This is a genomic window from Cognaticolwellia aestuarii (assembly GCF_002000025.1).
GTDB classification, from domain to species: domain Bacteria; phylum Pseudomonadota; class Gammaproteobacteria; order Enterobacterales; family Alteromonadaceae; genus Cognaticolwellia; species Cognaticolwellia aestuarii.
In genome coordinates, this window is sequence record NZ_MUZV01000002.1 from 131,519 (window position 1) to 149,714 (window position 18,196).

General features: G+C 39.2%; 16 protein-coding genes and 5 tRNA genes. 11 read left to right on the forward strand and 10 right to left on the reverse strand.

Annotated features, from left to right (window positions below; translation table 11 throughout):
- The first annotated feature begins 219 nt into the window (after positions 1 to 219).
- Positions 220 to 387, forward strand: coding sequence for a hypothetical protein (locus B0169_RS19345; RefSeq protein WP_164474794.1), 168 nt, complete (start codon positions 220 to 222; stop codon positions 385 to 387).
- 39 nt (positions 388 to 426) lie between these two features.
- On the opposite strand, the gene B0169_RS03805 is transcribed toward B0169_RS19345, so the two are convergent.
- The 3 genes from B0169_RS03805 to B0169_RS03820 all read right to left on the reverse strand — a co-directional run bounded on the left by B0169_RS03805 (position 427) and on the right by B0169_RS03820 (position 3,038).
- Complete coding sequence (locus B0169_RS03805; protein WP_077284641.1) at positions 427 to 1,179, reverse strand: MBL fold metallo-hydrolase; 753 nt, start codon at positions 1,177 to 1,179, stop codon at positions 427 to 429.
- 348 nt (positions 1,180 to 1,527) lie between these two features.
- Entirely contained in the window at positions 1,528 to 2,127 is a 600-nt protein-coding gene (msrA, locus tag B0169_RS03810) for a peptide-methionine (S)-S-oxide reductase MsrA (RefSeq protein WP_077284642.1), read from the reverse strand.
- A 602-nt stretch (positions 2,128 to 2,729) separates the two neighbouring features.
- A complete protein-coding gene (locus tag B0169_RS03820) occupies positions 2,730 to 3,038 on the reverse strand; it encodes a hypothetical protein (protein WP_077284644.1) in 309 nt (102 codons plus the stop codon).
- 413 nt (positions 3,039 to 3,451) lie between these two features.
- Between B0169_RS03820 and B0169_RS03825 the strand changes: the two genes are divergently transcribed.
- The 3 genes from B0169_RS03825 (at position 3,452) to B0169_RS03835 (ending at position 6,585) form a co-directional block, all read left to right on the forward strand.
- A complete protein-coding gene (locus B0169_RS03825; protein WP_077284645.1) occupies positions 3,452 to 4,339 on the forward strand; it encodes an EamA family transporter in 888 nt (295 codons plus the stop codon).
- Positions 4,340 to 4,565: 226 nt separating this feature from the next.
- Complete coding sequence (locus tag B0169_RS03830; protein WP_077284646.1) at positions 4,566 to 5,060, forward strand: FKBP-type peptidyl-prolyl cis-trans isomerase; 495 nt, start codon at positions 4,566 to 4,568, stop codon at positions 5,058 to 5,060.
- Between the two features lie 217 nt (positions 5,061 to 5,277).
- Complete coding sequence (locus B0169_RS03835) at positions 5,278 to 6,585, forward strand: metal-dependent hydrolase family protein (protein ID WP_077284647.1); 1,308 nt, start codon at positions 5,278 to 5,280, stop codon at positions 6,583 to 6,585.
- 374 nt (positions 6,586 to 6,959) lie between these two features.
- Here the strand turns inward: B0169_RS03835 and tsaA are convergent, their stop codons facing one another.
- The 4 genes from tsaA to metG all read right to left on the reverse strand — a co-directional run bounded on the left by tsaA (position 6,960) and on the right by metG (position 12,831).
- A complete protein-coding gene (gene tsaA / locus B0169_RS03840; protein WP_077284648.1) occupies positions 6,960 to 7,694 on the reverse strand; it encodes a tRNA (N6-threonylcarbamoyladenosine(37)-N6)-methyltransferase TrmO in 735 nt (244 codons plus the stop codon).
- Complete coding sequence (rcsF, locus tag B0169_RS03845; protein ID WP_158077046.1) at positions 7,691 to 8,119, reverse strand: Rcs stress response system protein RcsF; 429 nt, start codon at positions 8,117 to 8,119, stop codon at positions 7,691 to 7,693. The genes tsaA and rcsF overlap by 4 nt, the downstream gene beginning before the upstream one ends.
- 67 nt (positions 8,120 to 8,186) lie before the next feature.
- Positions 8,187 to 10,310: a cation:dicarboxylate symporter family transporter gene (locus tag B0169_RS03850; RefSeq protein ID WP_077284650.1), complete on the reverse strand. Its 2,124-nt coding sequence runs from the start codon at positions 10,308 to 10,310 to the stop codon at positions 8,187 to 8,189.
- Between the two features lie 397 nt (positions 10,311 to 10,707).
- Complete coding sequence (gene metG / locus B0169_RS03855) at positions 10,708 to 12,831, reverse strand: methionine--tRNA ligase (RefSeq protein ID WP_077284651.1); 2,124 nt, start codon at positions 12,829 to 12,831, stop codon at positions 10,708 to 10,710.
- Positions 12,832 to 12,950: 119 nt separating this feature from the next.
- Here metG and apbC point away from each other — a divergent pair, with 119 nt between their 5' ends.
- Both apbC and dcd read left to right on the forward strand, forming a co-directional pair.
- Positions 12,951 to 14,057 (forward strand): iron-sulfur cluster carrier protein ApbC, encoded by a 1,107-nt coding sequence (gene apbC / locus B0169_RS03860; RefSeq protein WP_077284652.1) that lies wholly within the window; start codon positions 12,951 to 12,953, stop codon positions 14,055 to 14,057.
- A gap of 117 nt (positions 14,058 to 14,174) precedes the next feature.
- Entirely contained in the window at positions 14,175 to 14,768 is a 594-nt protein-coding gene (gene dcd / locus B0169_RS03865) for a dCTP deaminase (RefSeq protein WP_077284653.1), read from the forward strand.
- 95 nt (positions 14,769 to 14,863) lie between these two features.
- Here dcd and B0169_RS03870 read toward each other — a convergent pair whose 3' ends face one another.
- Complete coding sequence (locus B0169_RS03870; RefSeq protein WP_077284654.1) at positions 14,864 to 15,793, reverse strand: gluconeogenesis factor YvcK family protein; 930 nt, start codon at positions 15,791 to 15,793, stop codon at positions 14,864 to 14,866.
- Between the two features lie 388 nt (positions 15,794 to 16,181).
- Here B0169_RS03870 and B0169_RS03875 point away from each other — a divergent pair.
- From B0169_RS03875 to B0169_RS03895, 5 genes are all read left to right on the forward strand, one after another.
- Positions 16,182 to 16,257, forward strand: a tRNA-Ala gene (locus tag B0169_RS03875).
- Positions 16,258 to 16,378: 121 nt separating this feature from the next.
- Positions 16,379 to 16,454, forward strand: a tRNA-Glu gene (locus tag B0169_RS03880).
- Between the two features lie 145 nt (positions 16,455 to 16,599).
- A tRNA-Glu gene (locus tag B0169_RS03885) sits at positions 16,600 to 16,675 on the forward strand.
- A 145-nt stretch (positions 16,676 to 16,820) separates the two neighbouring features.
- Positions 16,821 to 16,896, forward strand: a tRNA-Glu gene (locus B0169_RS03890).
- Between the two features lie 92 nt (positions 16,897 to 16,988).
- Positions 16,989 to 17,064 (forward strand) — tRNA-Glu (locus B0169_RS03895).
- Between the two features lie 343 nt (positions 17,065 to 17,407).
- On the opposite strand, the gene B0169_RS03900 is transcribed toward B0169_RS03895, so the two are convergent.
- Complete coding sequence (locus tag B0169_RS03900; RefSeq protein ID WP_077284655.1) at positions 17,408 to 17,737, reverse strand: hypothetical protein; 330 nt, start codon at positions 17,735 to 17,737, stop codon at positions 17,408 to 17,410.
- An 84-nt stretch (positions 17,738 to 17,821) separates the two neighbouring features.
- On the reverse strand, positions 17,822 to 18,175 hold the full coding sequence (locus B0169_RS03905; RefSeq protein WP_077284656.1) for a hypothetical protein: 354 nt from the start codon (positions 18,173 to 18,175) through the stop codon (positions 17,822 to 17,824).
- Positions 18,176 to 18,196 lie beyond the last annotated feature (21 nt).

Genomic DNA, 18,196 nt, shown 5'->3' on the forward strand with positions numbered 1-18,196 from the left:
AGTTTATTTAGCCGATTATTTATAAAATCGTGTTTGCCTTTCCCTTTCACAGTTAGTCATCACTTAATTTATTAAGCTTAAATTATTGTCTGATTTTTCGAGTATTGCCTCGTTAAACGTTGTTATTTTTCTAACTTGTTTTCAAGAAATATAAAAGTTCCACACCACAATAATATAGCTTTTGTTATTGCGTATTTACGCACATTAAAAGAGTTTATTATGTCATATACATATCAAGGTACGATCTATTCGATCGCATCGCCAGTTCAATCAATTTCTGTTAACAAAAACAATGTTTCAGTAACTGATAGAAACGGCACAAAATTAATTTCATTTACCAGTGTAAATGATTCAAAATCATTTTTAGCTTGGGTTTACCAAAGTTAAAAATTAAAACTTTAACTATTCATTGCTAACGAGATAAGCTTAGCGATTCAATAGTACCCGTTTGAGTTTTGTTTTTACTGAACGCCAATGCGTAACCGGTTTAGTTGGCGCTAGTGTTATCAGCTGTTGCCATTGCTGTTCAGTTAACTCAACTTTGGCGCCATGCGCTAAAAGTATCGACTCTACATTAAGTGCCTTCACTTTTTTTAACGATTCAAGGTAGCGCTTAGGGTAAAAAACGGGGTAGGGCGGAATAAACGCACCGCGCACTTTCACCATCAAATCTGCAACATAAATTTGCTTTGTATTGCTATGATATAAGGATATATCTCTGTCGGTATGGCCTTGCGTAAAATGCGCCTGCCAGTCTTCAAAACCAGGTAAACGCTGTAGATCGCTGAGATAATAATCAGGTGTTAATGTGCTTGCGTAGTAAATAAATTTTTTAGCTTTTTTCTGACGACCTGCCACCCACAGGGTTAACAACAAGTCTGTCAAATGCATAAGTTTACCGTCAATACCGCTATACCACTGTCCTGCGACATTAGCCGCGGCTATTTTACAGCCATATTTTTTACGTAATGTGTTAGCGGCACCGGCGTGATCTGGATGCATATGAGTCACGGTTATTAATTTAATATCCGTCATGGCGCGCTTAAGATCATCAAGAACAAAAGCTTCTAGTACTGAAATATCAGCTCGGCAGCAGCCATCAAGTAATAAAAGTTTGTCGCTATATTCGGCTAAATAAATGTTCTGAATATAACCAGGTAAACAATGTAATTTGAGCATAAAAAATACGTAGATAATTATCTGACCTTTACGCTAGCTTTTTATGGCCTTAAATACAACAGGTTTGACCAGTTATTGTTTTGAAGTTGCTGACAGCACGAAAACATCCATAACCGCTCTCTATGATAAATGATGACAGGTTCAGCTAAATTAAAAATTATATGTAAAAACCTAAAAACCTAAAAACCACTGTTACTTGGCCTAATTAAGGTTTTGTTTGCCATGCTGGGAAACTTATTTATACCTATCCTTTGTATAAATACGTATTAAACAGGGTATCTTTTACTTTATTTACGATTAAATTGATGGGGTAGCACTGACCCCATCAATTTTTTAATTATTGACTTCCTAATGAGTTGCTCTGTCACCCCAAATATCTTGTAGGCGACTATCGCGACCACAACGCCAACGATAAGCGTTATAACGTATAGGGTTATTTTTATAATAATCTTGATGGTAGCTTTCTTTACCTTTAATAGGATAAAAGGTACTGGTATTTAATATCGGTGTTATCACTGTTTGATCAGGGAATTCGTTAATAACAGCTTGTTTTGTTTGCTCTGCTATTTTTCGCTCTTGCTTGTTAGCTACAAATATGGCGCTTAAATAGCTTGGGCCCTTATCACAAAACTGGCCTCTTGCATCAAAGGGATCAATATTAACCCAGTAATGATCTAAGATACCTTTGTAACTTATAACATCAGGGTCATAGGTGATTTCTACGGCTTCATAATGACCTTTATGGTTACCATTATAAGTGGGGTTTTTAAGTTTGCCGCCGGTAAAGCCCGACACGACATCCTTTACGCCTTCGAGCTTTTCAAAATCGCTCTCCATGCACCAAAAACAACCGCCTGCTAATATGGCTTTTTTAGATTCTGCTGCGTGAGTAAATGAGGCATGTAAAAGAGTACTGAATGATAAAACTAAGGCTAGTATTTTTTTCATAAAAATCTCGCATGGAATTGGTTAATACGCTTCTAAAGTAAAAGACCAGAGATGAGACAAAGCTATTTCATTAAATTAGTTAACGTTAGAACCTGTTGATGTTCCATTATTGAAATGTGTTCAATCTAGGGGCAATTTAATAGCAGCGGCAGGTTTGTAACCTAGTGAGCTAAGTAAAAACCAGTAACAAAGAGTAAATCCCCCTAGGATGAACTCTTTGGCTGCCGTATGTATGCTGCAATATCGCCTATTTATCTGGAATACCCACACTACACGGGCTCTGCCTTGTTCAAATTCACATCGATAGAGTGTTCGGTAATAGTAAGCAACAATAACAAGTATAAAGAACGGCTCAATATCTCCCATTGGCGCGCCGGGCTGCTTTTAGTTGCTAACCCCATGTCTGTGATACTTGTGAATGGGGCTAATGTGCAGGAACAGCTGAGGTATTTAAGGAAGACTTGCTAGATAACCACGTTTAAATTAAATCAGTATTTAAAGGGGGAGCTTTGTTTTCTACTTTGGTACTTGGTGCGCCACACCTTAGTGTTGCGCAAGTGTAAGCCCTATACGTTAATTATAGATAAAACTCCCACTAGGTTTTATTCATCTGGTGTTTCTAAGGTAAATACTAAATGTTTACGCATATTTTTTAACACTACGCCTTTTTTAAGCATTGCTCCGCTTAAGCGTTTTTGCCATTTCAATAAATCAGGCTTTGCAGCGTCTAAGTTTTTTTCGTTTTCGAACTGAAAACACAGTAGTAGTGAGCTTGGAAATAAGTGATATTCAACGTCAAACCAGCACTGCAGCATGCCTGGGAGTTCAGCGCGACCTTGCTCTTCTAATTTGTTAGCAATATCAAGTACCAGCGCTTGCTGCTTTATTTGCACAGCGGAGAGTTTTTTCATGGTTATAATCCAAGTTAGCGGCTAAAAAATGTAGCCAGAATAGGGGGATTATACGCAAGCTTGTTGGTTGGCAACAACTGCCAAAGGAAGTTAATGTTTAGCTTTGTGTTACAGAGGATTAATCGCCGGTTTTATTTGAGTTTCCTAGGATAAATTAAGTATGCCCAATAGCTGCTTATTTATCTTTGACTGTTTTCTAACCTGGGCAAAGGCAAAAACACGGGGGCATGATTAAGTCATTCATTATCGGCACTAGGTTCATACCGGTTCAATCCAATTGCTTAGTGTATACCGTCAATGATAACTATATTATTATATCTTGGCGCTATCATGATTAATAATATGACTTTTTTACTAGCATATTACTATTTTGTAACAGCTTAATTATCAATGTATTGAACTCAGGATATTACTTGGATATTTGGATTTATTTCACCTTACTCGCAGCCTTGATGCAAGCTATACGCACCGCGGGGCAAAAGCAACTTACACAACATTTAAATGCCATGGCAACAACGGCTGTTCGCTATATTTATGCACTGCCTTTTGCGTGGTTATACTTGTGGTGGGTATTAGATTACCGCCAACTGACTATGCCTGAGCTAAATAGCACATTTTTACAATACGCATTAATTGCCTGTGTAATGCAAATACTGGGCACAGTATGCTTGGTGGCGGCTTTTAACTATCGAAATTTTGCCGTTGCCACCAGCTTGGCTAAAACGGAGGCGATTCAAGTGGCCGTTCTAGGCGTGGTACTTTTTTCTGCAAGCTTAACGGCCTTAGGTTGGCTATCAGTGGTTATTGGTGTTGTTGGTGTGTTGCTAGTATCAAAGGTGAGATTTACCTACAAAGATGTTTTTCAAAATCCTGGCGCCGGCTTTGGTTTAGCCGCTGGTTTAGGTTTAGCGCTTACTACCTTGCTTATTCGTCAGTCGAGCTTAGCATTGAATAGCGATTTATTGCTCAGCGCTGCGGTTACCTTAACTTTTATGATCACTGTGCAAACACTGTTTTCGCTTGTGTATGTGTATTGGCAAGATAAACAGCAAGTTCAGTTTATGATACGACAATGGCGCTTATGCTTATTTGTTGGTGTTACTAGTGTTATAGGGTCTATTGGCTGGTTTACTGCGACTAGTTTTCAAAACGCGGCTTATGTTAAGGCGTTAGGGCAAGTTGAATTCTTTATTACGCTGTTTATTACTTACCGTATTTTTAAAGAGAAAATATCATTGATAGAGTACTTAGGTATGGGGTTGATTATTGCCAGTGTTGTCATTTTATTAGTCTGGGCTTAGTTTTAGTCTGGGCTTAGCTTTAGTCTAACTTTGGTTTTGCTATGGTCTAACTTTTTTAATTTGAACTTAGCGCAAAAGTTTAAAAGTGTGATATTGGTGATATACCTTAAGTAGAACTTACCCTATGAGCCAATTGCCTGTGGTAGCGGTATTAGTATTTTGCTAAACTCCGAAAAAATATATTCGCCATTTTATGGTGAGTAACTAAATACAGTATGGAAATAAAATGAAAATTACCGATAAAACCGTTGTACAGTTTCACTACACACTAAAAGATGAAGCGGGTGTTGAATTAGAAAACTCACATGCTGGTGACCCACTAGCTTACCTACACGGTTATAAAAATATGTTAGTTGGTTTGGAAAATGCTCTAGCTGATAAAGAAGCCGGTGATAAATTTTCGGTTACACTGCAGCCTGAAGACGCTTACGGCGAGCGCCAAGAAGACGCGATTCAACGTGTGCCAGTAAAGCATTTACAAGGTTTACCAACGCCAAGTGCTAAATGGAAAGCCGGTATGACAGCAGTCGTTAATACTGAAGCTGGTCAACGTCAAGTTACTGTAGTTAAAGCGGGTAAATTCATGATCACCGTTGATATTAACCCACCATTGGCGGGTAAAGTTTTAACTTTTGATATTGAAGTGACTGATGTTCGTGCTGCTACGGCTGAAGAAGTTGAGCATGGTCACGCCCATGGTGTTGGTGGTCATCACCACTAAGCAAGTTATTACACTATTGCTATTAAACCGGCGCTATGCCGGTTTTTTTGTCTCCAAAAGTCGTGTTTTTGTTCAATCATGCTGCTTAATTGATTTTTTTTATGGTTGTTTAGCTGAATAAACTTTCGCTTTATCGCATTCACTTTCTTATTCCTTTGTCGTATTGTTATGGTGAGTTATACATTTAGGTCATTAAAATAATAATAAGGTCGATAATATGTTCACATCATTAAAGTCATCTGTCACCACCGTAGCGTTAGTTGTAAGTTCAATCTTATCTCAATCAGCATGGGCTGAAACCTCAGTGATACATGCCGGAGAGTTATTAGTTATTGCTGGTCAGGCGCCGCTTAAAAACCAAACCTTAGTGATCACTGACGGTAAAGTTTCAGCAGTTAAGTCTGGCTTTATTGCAGCAAATAAATTCTCTAATGATGCAAAGTTAATTGATTTGTCGTCGAGCTTTGTTATGCCTGGGCTTATGGATATGCATGTGCATTTACAAGGCGAGTTAGGCCCAAATAATGACAGTGAAATGGTTAACTTATCTGATGCCGATACCCTAATGAAAAGTGCTTACTTTGCGAAAAAAACCTTAATGGCTGGATTTACTACTGTACGTGATTTAGGCAGCAGTGCTGAGCAAATGTTTGCCTTACGTGATGGTGTTAAACGTGGCTGGGTAACAGGGCCGACAATTATTGCTGCTGGTTCAAGTGTTGCTGTTACTGGCGGTCATGGTGATGTTGATGGTATGGCACCCGATTTAATGACCTTACATACGGCTGAAACAGTGTGTGATGGTCCCTATGATTGTCGACGAGCAACACGACACGCCATTAAGTTTGGTGCTGATGTGATTAAAATCACTTCTACTGGCGGTGTATTGTCAGATACTGATACGGGCACCGGCCAACAAATGGCAGATGATGAAATTAAGGAAGTTGTCGATACTGCCCATGCGCTTGGTCGCAAAGTCGCGAGTCATGCCCATGCAGCCGCTGGTATTAATGCAGCATTACGTGCCGGTGTTGATAGCATTGAACATGGCAGCTATGCCGATAAAGAAAGTATTAAATTATTTAAAAAAGGTGGCGCATATTTAGTACCAACACTTATGGCGGGTGATACTGTGGTTAATATGGCAAAGACCTCTGACTTTATGTCGCCAGCTATTCGCGCTAAAGCTATCCGCGTAGGCGGTGATATGATCAAAAACTTTAAACGTGCTTACCAAGCCGGAGTCAAAATAGCTTACGGAACTGACAGTGGTGTTTCAAAGCATGGCTATAATGCCCGAGAAGCACAACTGATGTTAGCTGCCGGTATGTCGCCACAAGATATTCTAGTTTCAGCCACTATCAATGGTGCTGACTTAATTGGCAGATCAAAAAGTGTTGGTACTTTAGAAGTGGGCAAAGTAGCTGATGTTATTGCTATGCACGGTAGTCCGTTAAACGATATTAATGAATTGCTTGATGTTGATTTTGTCATGAAATCAGGTGAGGTTGTTAAGCAAAAATAGTTAACGTAAGTAAAGTTGGCTTGATTAGTGTAAATTAAGGCTGTTGATAACAGCCTTAATTTTTTGTCGGCTAATACTGACTTTACATCTGGGGGGAAATATAGGGCTTTTTACTTTAATTTTCTGGCATTGATTTTCTGCCTAATAGGCCTGTGGCTAAGGCGACACCAAGTAAGATAACAGCACCGCCGAACAACATCATTAAACTGTTCGTTTCATCTAGCAATAACGCTCCCCATAAAATGCCAAATGCGGGTATTCAATTACTGCTCTGATATTGATGAGTTTTTAGCGGTTAGTTTATCGCTTAACTTTATTTTTACTGGCGATAATCAGACGGCTGATATAAATAATCTCAGTGCTTAACGAATAAGTTAACTGTTGCTTGCTTCAACAGAAATAACCTTAATGGTATCGCTATCATCAAATTGCCACTGAATATTAAACTCGTATAGGCTCATGCCGTAGACTTTATTATCAGTCTGCTTTTGTTTATAAGCAGGGCGAGGGTCTTGGCTTAAGACCTGCTTAATCAGTTGGCGTAATTTAGGGGTTGATGCTGAATGTTTTTCAATTACCGTTAGTGCCAATGCTGTAAAAATGATTTGAATATTACTCGTTGGTTGTTGATGAGCATATCCGCCTTGGGCATCAGCAATAATATCGGCATAAGGAACATAAGGCTTAATATCTACAATTGGCGTGCCATTAAGTAAGTCAAATTCACTGATATGCAAAATTACTTGTGAGCCTTGGTGTTCAGTTTTTTGTAACTCTATTCGGTCAAGCTTGACCACTGACATGCCTATAGGGTTTGGCCTAAATGTTGAGCGTGTTGCCAGTACGCCGAGCTTTTTATTACCCCCTAAGCGTGGTGGGCGAACTAAAGGTTTCCAGCCTTGTGCTTGGGTACCATGAAAAACAAATATCAACCAAATATGGCTAAACTGGGATAAACCTCGAACTAAATCAGCATTATTGGCCGAGCCTGTTAAACGTATTTGCCCTTGTGCTGCGGTGACAATGCCAGGCTGACGGGGAATAGCAAACTTTTCTTTGTAAGGTGATTCGACAGTTCCAATGACATTGAAGTGAAAACTGTCGGTCATTTTTTCTCTTGCTCAACTTTAAAGGCACGGCCATAGCAAACCGTTGATGCTTGACAATATTTTGCCGCTTTATCGTCGGTTATCATTACACATTGGCTAAAAATAATGGCATTTGCGCCAAGTTGATAAGCTTTGCGCCTTGCTTCTGTGCGGGCGTCAATTTCATTCGGTGCAGCGTGATAGGCTTTTTCTTGGCAAGACTCGCCCTCAACTAAACCGATAAATTTAAACTTACCTGCTAGGTCTTGTTCTTTTTCAACTATTTTTACTTTTGTCGGCGAAAAGTAATGCTTGAAATTATCACGATCTAGATTAGTTGATACATCATTTATTTTTGCGCAACCGGTAATTGCCAGTGCCATAAGTACCACAACGTGAGTGAGGTACTTATTGTTCAGCGGCGCTGTTTTAGTCGTTTTATACATTGTTTTTATTACCATTACTGTTAATTTAGCTTGTTAAAAGCTCGCTAATACTATGCACGTTGCACAATTAGTTTGTTGGTTTTGTGTTACCCTTAATCCAATAGTCAAATAGCTGATCAATAGTTTTGCTTTGTTGTTTCATTGTTAACCAATTACGCATAAACAGTTCAAAAGCATGATCATTTTTATTAATTGGAAAAGCCATATAAAGTGGTGCTAATTCAGGCTTAGGCACTACAACCGTATAGCTTGGGTTGAGTAAAGTCCAAGCTGATGATGCTGCTGCACCAAAAACCATGGCATCAATATGAGCAAATTCTGCTTTAAAAAATAAGCGTGGTGTTGATATTTCCCAAGCCTTGCCGTGCGTAAAGGTTTTAGCAATGGCTTTTTTATAATAGAAGCTCTCAGGTATACCCAAAATAAGATCGTCACGTTGCAGGATATTATCCCATTGAGTAAACTCAGCGCGACGTTCGTCTTTTACTATGATTGCAATACTCTGTGTACTGTATGGCATGGTTAACGTGAACTGCGCCATATTATCAGGAATAACCGGTACACCTGTTGTAATATCAAGGTAACCTGAAGCTAGTAATGACTTAGCTTGACGACGAAATATTTTTACAAATTCAATATCAACATTGAGATCAATCGCCAGTTGGTTCATTATTTCAATATCAAAACCGACCAACTTACCGTTGTTATTGTGAAATGAATAAGGCAAGTCATCACGAAAATACCCAACACGAATAAACCCTCGTTGTTTAATGCGCGTAAGCACGCCAACAAAAGGCTGAGCGGTTTCGCTACTTTGCGCTGCTTTATCTAAATAACGACTTTTAACATCGTCCATGAGAAAGTCTCGCTCAATAAATTTAGCATAGCCTTGATATTGATAACTGATCGCGCTAAATCCAAACTTCAAGCCCATAAAGGCAAGTATGGATAATGTTGGAATGATAAGCAGATATTTTATCAGTGCTTTTTTCTTTAGGCGAAATGATTTAGCCATACTCGTGGCAACAAGTAACGGCAAGCAACTGGCAAAAGTTACGGAGAGTAATGCCGATAAACGGCCCACAACCAAGTTTTCAGAGACAATAAAAAAATCAAACATCGAATGTGAAACATTAAATAACTCTAATAGATTTTGCATTGCCAAAGTACTGGTGCCAAATAACTGTGGAATACCAATAACGATAAGCTTCACGTAATCTTCAAAACTGATATAGGCGCCAGAGAACCAAGCAGCAAATAAAACAAATAGCAGCGATAATAACTTACCACCCACAGGTAAGCTGTAGCTGATAGGTACAATTACCTCAGAAACTTTGTCTGCATTGTCGATATGTGCATATTGTGTGGCAATGAGCTGTTTTGCTTTTTCAACAATAATTGGTATAACGACAAAAAAGCTGCCGGTGGCAAATGCAGTGATCATTGCTTCGCGCGACGCTTTTAATATCGCACGGTAACCAAAAGGGGTTATGGTCGCTAACAGGGCAGGGAAGACGACAAAAGATAACAAAGCCACTAACACAAGTGAGCTAGCAACATAGATCATTAAGCCGTCTAATTGTGAAGCATCAAGTGTTGATGCAGCTCGCCAGCCGATACAAAATATGCCAATAGGGGCAAAGCGCATAACTAAGCTGCTTATATTGCTCACAGATTGTTTTAAATTACTTAATACAGCCAAAGACTGACGTTTATTTTTAATTGGCATTAAGCCAATACCGATAAAAACACTAAAAAATACCACTGAAGGGATGATAGCGTTAGCAAAAGCATTGAACGGATTCGATGGAATAAATAATTCAACTAAGTTAAATTCTTGGCTAACTTTTACGGTGTTAGCACTATAAAACTCGGCACTTTGCCAGTTGGGAAATGATAGCGGTGCCATTAAAATAAAGCAGAGCATTAACGTCATCAGCAAAATAATCAGCACTAAAGTACTTTTAAGTGCCAGTTTGGCTTTACTGGCCGACAAACCACCAATACCAACAATAAGCGATAATGAAATATAAGGCAGTGCCGTCATTTGTAACAACATAACAAAGGCGTCAGCCAGATGACTAACCATTGAATATAGCGGTACGTTAATACTACCGACAATAAGCCCAAAGGCCATAGCGATAAGAATGCGGGTCGATAATGGGATTTGACTAAGTTTCAATATTGTCATAGCTGATAAGCGTATTATGGGTTGTTACTACTTTTCACATTATAGTAAAGTGGATGAAAGATACTTGCTGTAAATTGTTGCTATTTTAGTTTCATGTGACTGTAACATAGCGCATTTGCTGTAAATAGCTGCTTTTTCACATCCATGTGAACGCAGCATACCTTACATCCTGTATATCGCTACTCTTTCACATCCATGTGATCGCAGCATACCTTACATCCTGTATATCGCTGCTTTTTCACATCCATGTGATCGCAGCATACCTTACATCTTGTATATCGCTGCTCTTTCACATCCATGTGATCGCAGCATACCTTACATCCTGTATATAAAGGCACAACCTGCTTAATGTCGAGGTTTACCTTGTTAATTATGCGTTAACAAAAGTCAATGTTTGTTATTTAACACGCATACCGGGTTGAGCACCGTCATCCGGATTAAGTATCCATAAGTCTTTTCCACCAGGACCTGCAGCCAATACCATGCCTTCTGACATACCAAAGCGCATTTTACGTGGTGCTAAATTAGCGACCATTACGGTGTGCTTGCCAATAAGATCTTCAGGTTGATAAGCTGATTTAATGCCGGCGAAGACTTGACGAGTTTCACCGTTTTCTTTGCTATCAAGTGCTAAAGTTAACTTCAGCAACTTATCTGCTTTTTCAACATGTTCAGCGTTGATGATCTTAGCAATACGTAAATCAATTTTGGCAAAATCGTCAAATTGAATTTCTTCGCTAATAGGGTCGCTACCCAATGGATCGTTTAATGCTGCGCTGTTATCAACCACTTTTTCCTGCTTAGCTTTCTTTTTCGCTTTTGCGGGCTTCTCGTCTTCAGCTTTAACCAGTAAGTTTTCTTTTGAAGCGTCTGTCATCGCGTTGACTTTATCCATATCAACACGTTGTAGTAAGGCTTTAAATTTATTGATTTTATGATCAGTTAATAAAGTTTTGTGACCTTCCCAGATTAAATCATCATTTAAAAACTCAGCCGTGCTATCAGCTAATACAGGCAGTACAGGTTTTAAGTAAATCATTAACGTGCGGAACATGTTAATACCCAATGAACAGATATCTTGGACTTCCTGTTGCTTTGTTTCGTCTTTAACTAATTGCCAAGGTTCTTTAATGGCAATATATTCGTTAACTTTGTCAGCAAGCGCCATTATTTCACGCATACCGCGACCAAAATCACGCGATTCGTAATGTGCGGCAATACTATCGCCGGCGGCCATTACTTCATCAGCTAAGGCTTGATTGTCAATGTTAGTTGAAAGCATGCCGTCAAAACGTTTAGTAATAAAGCTGGCGCAACGAGAAGCGATATTTACTACTTTACCAACCAGATCAGAGTTTACGCGTTGGGCAAAATCTTCAAGGTTTAAATCTAAATCGTCAATACGACTAGTTAATTTAGCGGCGTAGTAATAACGTAAGTATTCTGGATTTAAATGCTCTAAATAAGTGCGGCCTTTAATAAAGGTACCTTTCGATTTAGACATTTTAGCGCCATTAACGGTTACAAAACCGTGCGCGTATACTGATGTTGGCTTTCTGTAACCGGCACCTTCAAGCATGGCTGGCCAAAAGAGGCTATGGAAATAGATAATATCTTTACCGATAAAGTGATAAAGCTCAGCTTCTGAGTCTAGTTGCCAAAACGCGTCAAAATCGATACCGGTTTTATCACATAAGTTTTTAAAGCTGCCCATGTAGCCAATTGGCGCATCTAGCCAAACGTAGAAATACTTACCTGGTGCGTTAGGTATTTCAAAGCCAAAGTAAGGTGCGTCGCGACTGATGTCCCATTGCTGTAAGCCTGACTCAAACCATTCAGCTAGTTTGTTAGCCATTTCTTCTTGTAATGAACCACTGCGAGTCCACTCTTGCAACATATCGCCAAAAGCGGGTAGGTCGAAGAAATAATGTTCTGAGTCACGTAAAACAGGTGTTGCGCCTGAAACTACAGAACGTGGGTTTAGCACTTCAGTTGGTGAATAGGTTTCACCACAGTTATCACAGCTATCGCCATTTTGGTCTTCGCTTTTACACTTAGGGCAAGTGCCTTTAACAAAACGATCAGGTAAGAACATGCCTTTTTCCGGATCGTACAACTGTGATATTGTGCGAGTTTTTATATGACCTTTCGCGTGTAAGCGATTATAAATTTCTTCAGCAAAAGCTTTGTTCTCATCACTGTGTGTTGAATGGTAATTATCAAAGCTAATATGAAAGTCAGCGAAATCAGCCATATGTTCTTCACGAACGCCGGCGATCATTTGCTCTGGTGTTACGCCAAGCTCTTGTGCTTTAAGCATGATAGGCGTGCCATGTGCATCGTCAGCACAAACAAAATAAGTTTCATGGCCACGCATACGTTGGAAACGAACCCAAATATCGGTTTGAATATGCTCTAATAAATGACCTAAATGAATAGAGCCGTTGGCATAAGGAAGAGCACAAGTAACTAAAATTTTACGCTTATCTGTAGATGGTACAGATGACTTTGATAAAGACATATAAAGTTTACATATTATTGGTGGTAATTATGCAGGGAATGGTACAGAATTTGTCATTACTTTTCATTAAGAATTATCGTCTTTATGACATAAAGACCAGATAAAAGCGCGTTTTAAAAATGTTATCAAATTTCTTATCTAAAAATCTATTTTCTAAAAATGAAGTGAGTGCTGAAAGCCAACAAGCTATCAAAGGTTTTCTTGATGCTTATCGTTCTGATATTTTTCCCCAAGGCATACTCTCGATTGCCCAAGCTGTGTCGATGGAAATGGCTAAAAAAAGCCTTGTTATTAAGTTATCGTTACCTTTTCCTTGTGATGGCGAACTGTACGATATTGCTGAGCAATTGACTGAATTAGTTCAACAAGCAATTAGCCTTGATGCTGAATATCATATTGCCGCCGTGAGGCAACATAAAATTCAAGGTATAAAAAATATTATAGCGGTATCTTCCGGCAAGGGGGGGGTTGGCAAGTCAACAACTGCCGTTAACTTAGCATACGGCCTTATTGCTGAAGGCTGCCATGTTGGGATTTTAGATGCTGATATTTATGGCCCGTCGATTCCCACGATGTTGGGTTTAAAAGGTGCTAAGCCTACATCTAGTGATGGTAAGTTGATCACACCACTTGACGTTAATCATCTTAGCGCGATGTCAATTGGCTTTTTAGTTGATGATGCTAATGCCACCGTATGGCGCGGTCCTATGGCAAGTCGTGCCTTTTCGCAATTACTGAACGAAACCGATTGGCCTGAGCTTGATTACCTTATTGTTGATATGCCGCCAGGCACTGGCGATATTCAACTTACGTTAGCACAGCAAGTGCCTGTTGCTGGTGCCGTTGTGATCACCACGCCGCAAGATATTGCTTTAGCCGATGCCATCAAGGGCATGGCGATGTTTGAGCAAGTAAAACTGCCGGTACTGGGCATTATTGAAAACATGAGCTATCACCAGTGTGAAAATTGTGGTCATCATTCACACTTATTCGGAGATGGTGGCGGTAAGCGTATTGCCCATGAAGCTAATACCCAGTTACTTGGCCAATTACCACTCGATATCCGTATACGAGAAGATGCAGATACCGGTCGTTGTATAATAAATGAAAATAGCACTGGAGAAATAGCCCAGCTGTATCGTAATATAGCGCGAAAAGTCGCTGCGCAATTGTATTATCAATTAGATATGCGTAGCCCAACCACAGCAAATATTGTGGTTGAGTGATAAGACCTAAAATAATTTACCGATGAGCGGCAACGACTAGGCTGTTCATCGAGATAATGTTAAACGAAGCATCAAAGTATTCGTTTGATATAACAACTAAGCCTAAGAAGAATAATCATGAGATTGTGTGACAAAGATATAGAAGAAAGCATTCGCCAAGGGCAGATTGAAATCTCGCCAACACCTGATAGCAGTATGATCTCAGGTGTCAGTGTTGATATCCGTCTAGGTAATGAATTTAGAGTATTTCAAGATCATACCGCGCCTTACATTGATTTAAGTGGCCCGAAAGAAGAAATGCAAAAAGCCATGAACTCTGTCATGAGTGATGAAATTTATATTCCGGATGGCGAAGCGTTTTTTCTTCACCCTGGTGAATTAGCTTTAGCTGTAACCTATGAGTCTGTTACCTTGCCAGATAATATTGTCGGTTGGTTAGATGGTCGCTCATCATTGGCCCGCTTAGGACTAATGGTGCATGTTACTGCACACCGAATTGATCCAGGCTGGTCAGGACAAATTGTTTTAGAGTTTTATAATAGCGGTAAATTACCCTTAGCATTAAGACCTAAAATGACGATTGCGGCACTTAACTTTGAAACTATGTCATCAAGTGCGGTAAGGCCATACAACAAGCGTGATAATGCGAAGTATAAAGGTCAAATGGGCGCTGTTGCTAGCCGGATAAGCCAAGATGAAAATCATAAGTAGTGTTAAGAGCTAATATAAATTATAACAAAGCCAACAAGAACATTGTTGGCTTTGTTATTTTTAAAGGGGTTTAATTTTATGTAGCTTAGGAGAGTTTAATTAGAATTGACCGCAGTAGGCAGAGAGTCATCGAGACTATTGTTAGCTTTAGAGATACACATATTTAACGCGGCAATTAACTTATCACGACTGTGGTAATGGCTGACGGTATCGCTACTGAGTTCATGATGACAAACACTGATGCGTTTTGATGTTACATTGCTGTCGTGGCATATTGCGCTATCAATCGGTAAACAGCCAATATTCTCTTCAATCCAAGCCAGCTTTTCATCTAATGACAGGGCAGCAGCAGGGCTGTTTTCAGCGGCAATATTATCAATGAATACTCTATGTGCGTTTGTTTGCTCTAGGGCATTACTGATATCACGCACCAGTAATGGTGGGATCACGCTTGTTAGGAAGCTACCTGGGCCTAGAATCACTAAATCAGCATTTAAAATGGCATCGATACTGCTGGGTAATGCTTTCACTAATGGCGCTAACATTAAGCTTTTTGGCATCATCGACATTTCATCAACCGATATCTCACCAACTCGACAACGTCCTTCTGGATAAAAAGCCATAAGATCTGTTGGAGTTTCCGACATCGGTAGAACGGGGGTTTTCACTCTTAATAATCGCCTAACTAACTTTATTGAGTCAAGAGGGCGGGAATGTATTTCACCTAAACCATATAAGATTAAGTTACCAAGGTTATGACCACCTAATTCATCATTACCATCGAAACGAAAATCGAATAATTGGCTGCCAACTGATTTTTCATCAACCAGTTGAGTTAAACAATTGCGTAAATCACCCCAAGCGATAGAACTACTACGCTTTCTTAAACGACCAGTCGAGCCGCCGTTATCTGTAGTAGTGACAATGCCAGTAAGTTGGTTTCCTAAAAAGGACAGGGTAGAAAGTACACGGCCAAGACCATGTCCACCACCAATGGCAACAACGTTGAGCTTTTTTAGCTGCATATAAAAATTATTTTTTTCAATTGAATGTTAACCATAACGCTAATTATACGATAAATAAAGTCGTAGGGTAGAGTTTTACATTGAATCGCTTAGATAAACAGGAGATTAAATGATGTTTATAAAATCAAGTTCTGTATTATCGCTATTGGCTTATCGTTATATTAGCTTTTATTCAGTTATAAACAATTGATAAGACAAAAAATAGCCAACTTGTTCTTTAAGTAATCAGTTAAGCTAAATCTTTTAAAAAAATGCACTATTATCTAAAATAAGGGTTGACAGTATCATGGTCGCTGCTTAGAATGCGCCTCGCTTTCAACGAGTAACTCGATTACTTGTTAGGAGGAGAATTAAGATAAGTATTAGGCCACTTGTTTTATTTCTATGTGGGGCTATAGCTCAGCTGGGAGAGCGCTTCGCTGGCAGCGAAGAGGTCTGCGGTTCGATCCCGCATAGCTCCACCAATATTATTTAATAGTGTTTACATTATTAAAAGATAGTTAAAAAGATAACTATAATTGGATAACTGCTTAAGTTGTCGAGTTATAAAAACAAAAGTTATATACTTTGTTTTATCGTTTTAGTGTCCCTATCGTCTAGAGGCCTAGGACACCGCCCTTTCACGGCGGTAACAGGGGTTCGAATCCCCTTAGGGATGCCACTTCTTCGGAAGACTTCTACGGAAGTAAAAAAGAAAATGAGTTCGTGTTTTAGACACAAACAAGAAATATATATGTAAATCATAAGTTCACTAGGCTAGAGCTTTATACGGTTTTATTATACTAAAGTGTTTCGAGTTTATATGTGTCCCTATCGTCTAGAGGCCTAGGACACCGCCCTTTCACGGCGGTAACAGGGGTTCGAATCCCCTTAGGGATGCCACTCATTTTTAGTTAAAAAGAGTTAGATAAGTTAATGGTAAGTGTTTTTGACGCATACTATGAAATATATAAAATTATCATAAGTTCACTAGGCTAGAGCTTTTTACGGTAAGTTTATAACTAAGTATTTCATTTGGTATTAATGTGTCCCTATCGTCTAGAGGCCTAGGACACCGCCCTTTCACGGCGGTAACAGGGGTTCGAATCCCCTTAGGGATGCCACCATTACCTTAGATTGATAAGTGTTTTTAACATTTAACAATCAGATACAAAACGTGAGATAGTTAAATTAACTATTATCATTTTGTTTTAGTGTCCCTATCGTCTAGAGGCCTAGGACACCGCCCTTTCACGGCGGTAACAGGGGTTCGAATCCCCTTAGGGATGCCACTAATTATTTTACTTTTAGTAAATAAGCAGTGCTTAAAAGTGAAATAAAAAAACCGACTTCTGTCGGTTTTTTTATGCCTAAATTTTATAAAAACTATACTTGGCACCACACTTGACACAATGCTGAAAGCAGTTTGATTAGCGAATACTTACTTAAAGCTATCCTTGTTCAGGTGTTAGTTTACTCATGACTATTTCATCAAAAAAACATCGTTAAATAATGCGAGGTTAACACTGCCTGCAGCACCATGCTCACCGGCAATGAATACGGGCAAATAGTGTTCTGGAACAACTTAAGCAGGGGAGAGTGAACGGTTCGCTTTTAGCCTTTTGGAGTGATTCGTTACGCGATTTGACGTTGAGCATCTATCGATTCGACTTTTTTCAATGCCCACCAACCAATAGCAATACTCATTAATATTCTAACGGGAAAATAAATCAAAGCCGGAACACCAAATAGCCATACTGCTATGCTTTTTGGCATAACTAAAAATGCCACTTGCTTAACCCAATATATAAACTCTACGTATTGCTTTAGAAAAGCATCTAATGAAAGATAAAAATTAATTATATCTGAGCTACTAATAACCCATAAAGCATAAAAGCGCAGCGCTCCATCGACAAAACTGCTAAAAAATGATGACCAACCAATAAAAAGAAGAAAAGCACGCATTGAGAACACTCTTATAAACCGTATAACACTATTTTAAGCAAGCCACTGTAAATTGTCGCGCTTGCACCGTTGTTATCTGTTAACTCACCTCACTAGCGCTAATACTTCTTCGCCTTGATAGCCAACACTTAGCTGATCACAGCTGTTTGAAGTTATTTGAACAGCGACAAATGCATCTTCGGCTGCACTGTACATTTTTGCATGCCAAGAAGCTTTCGGTGCGCCTATTTGGAGGCTTTTTAATACCACTAAGCCAATAGCGTCTGGGTTTAAATCGTGAGAATAAACCCAGACTCCACCTTTAGATACATCAACAAAAAGTTTTGCAGGTTTAGCTGAGTGTGTCCAAATACCTGTAAAATTACATTCATCACTTTGCGCTTTAGTGGAAAAAATTGCGGCTATAAACATTGAGCTTAACGCTATTCGCTTGAGCATAATTATCCTTTACATAGAACG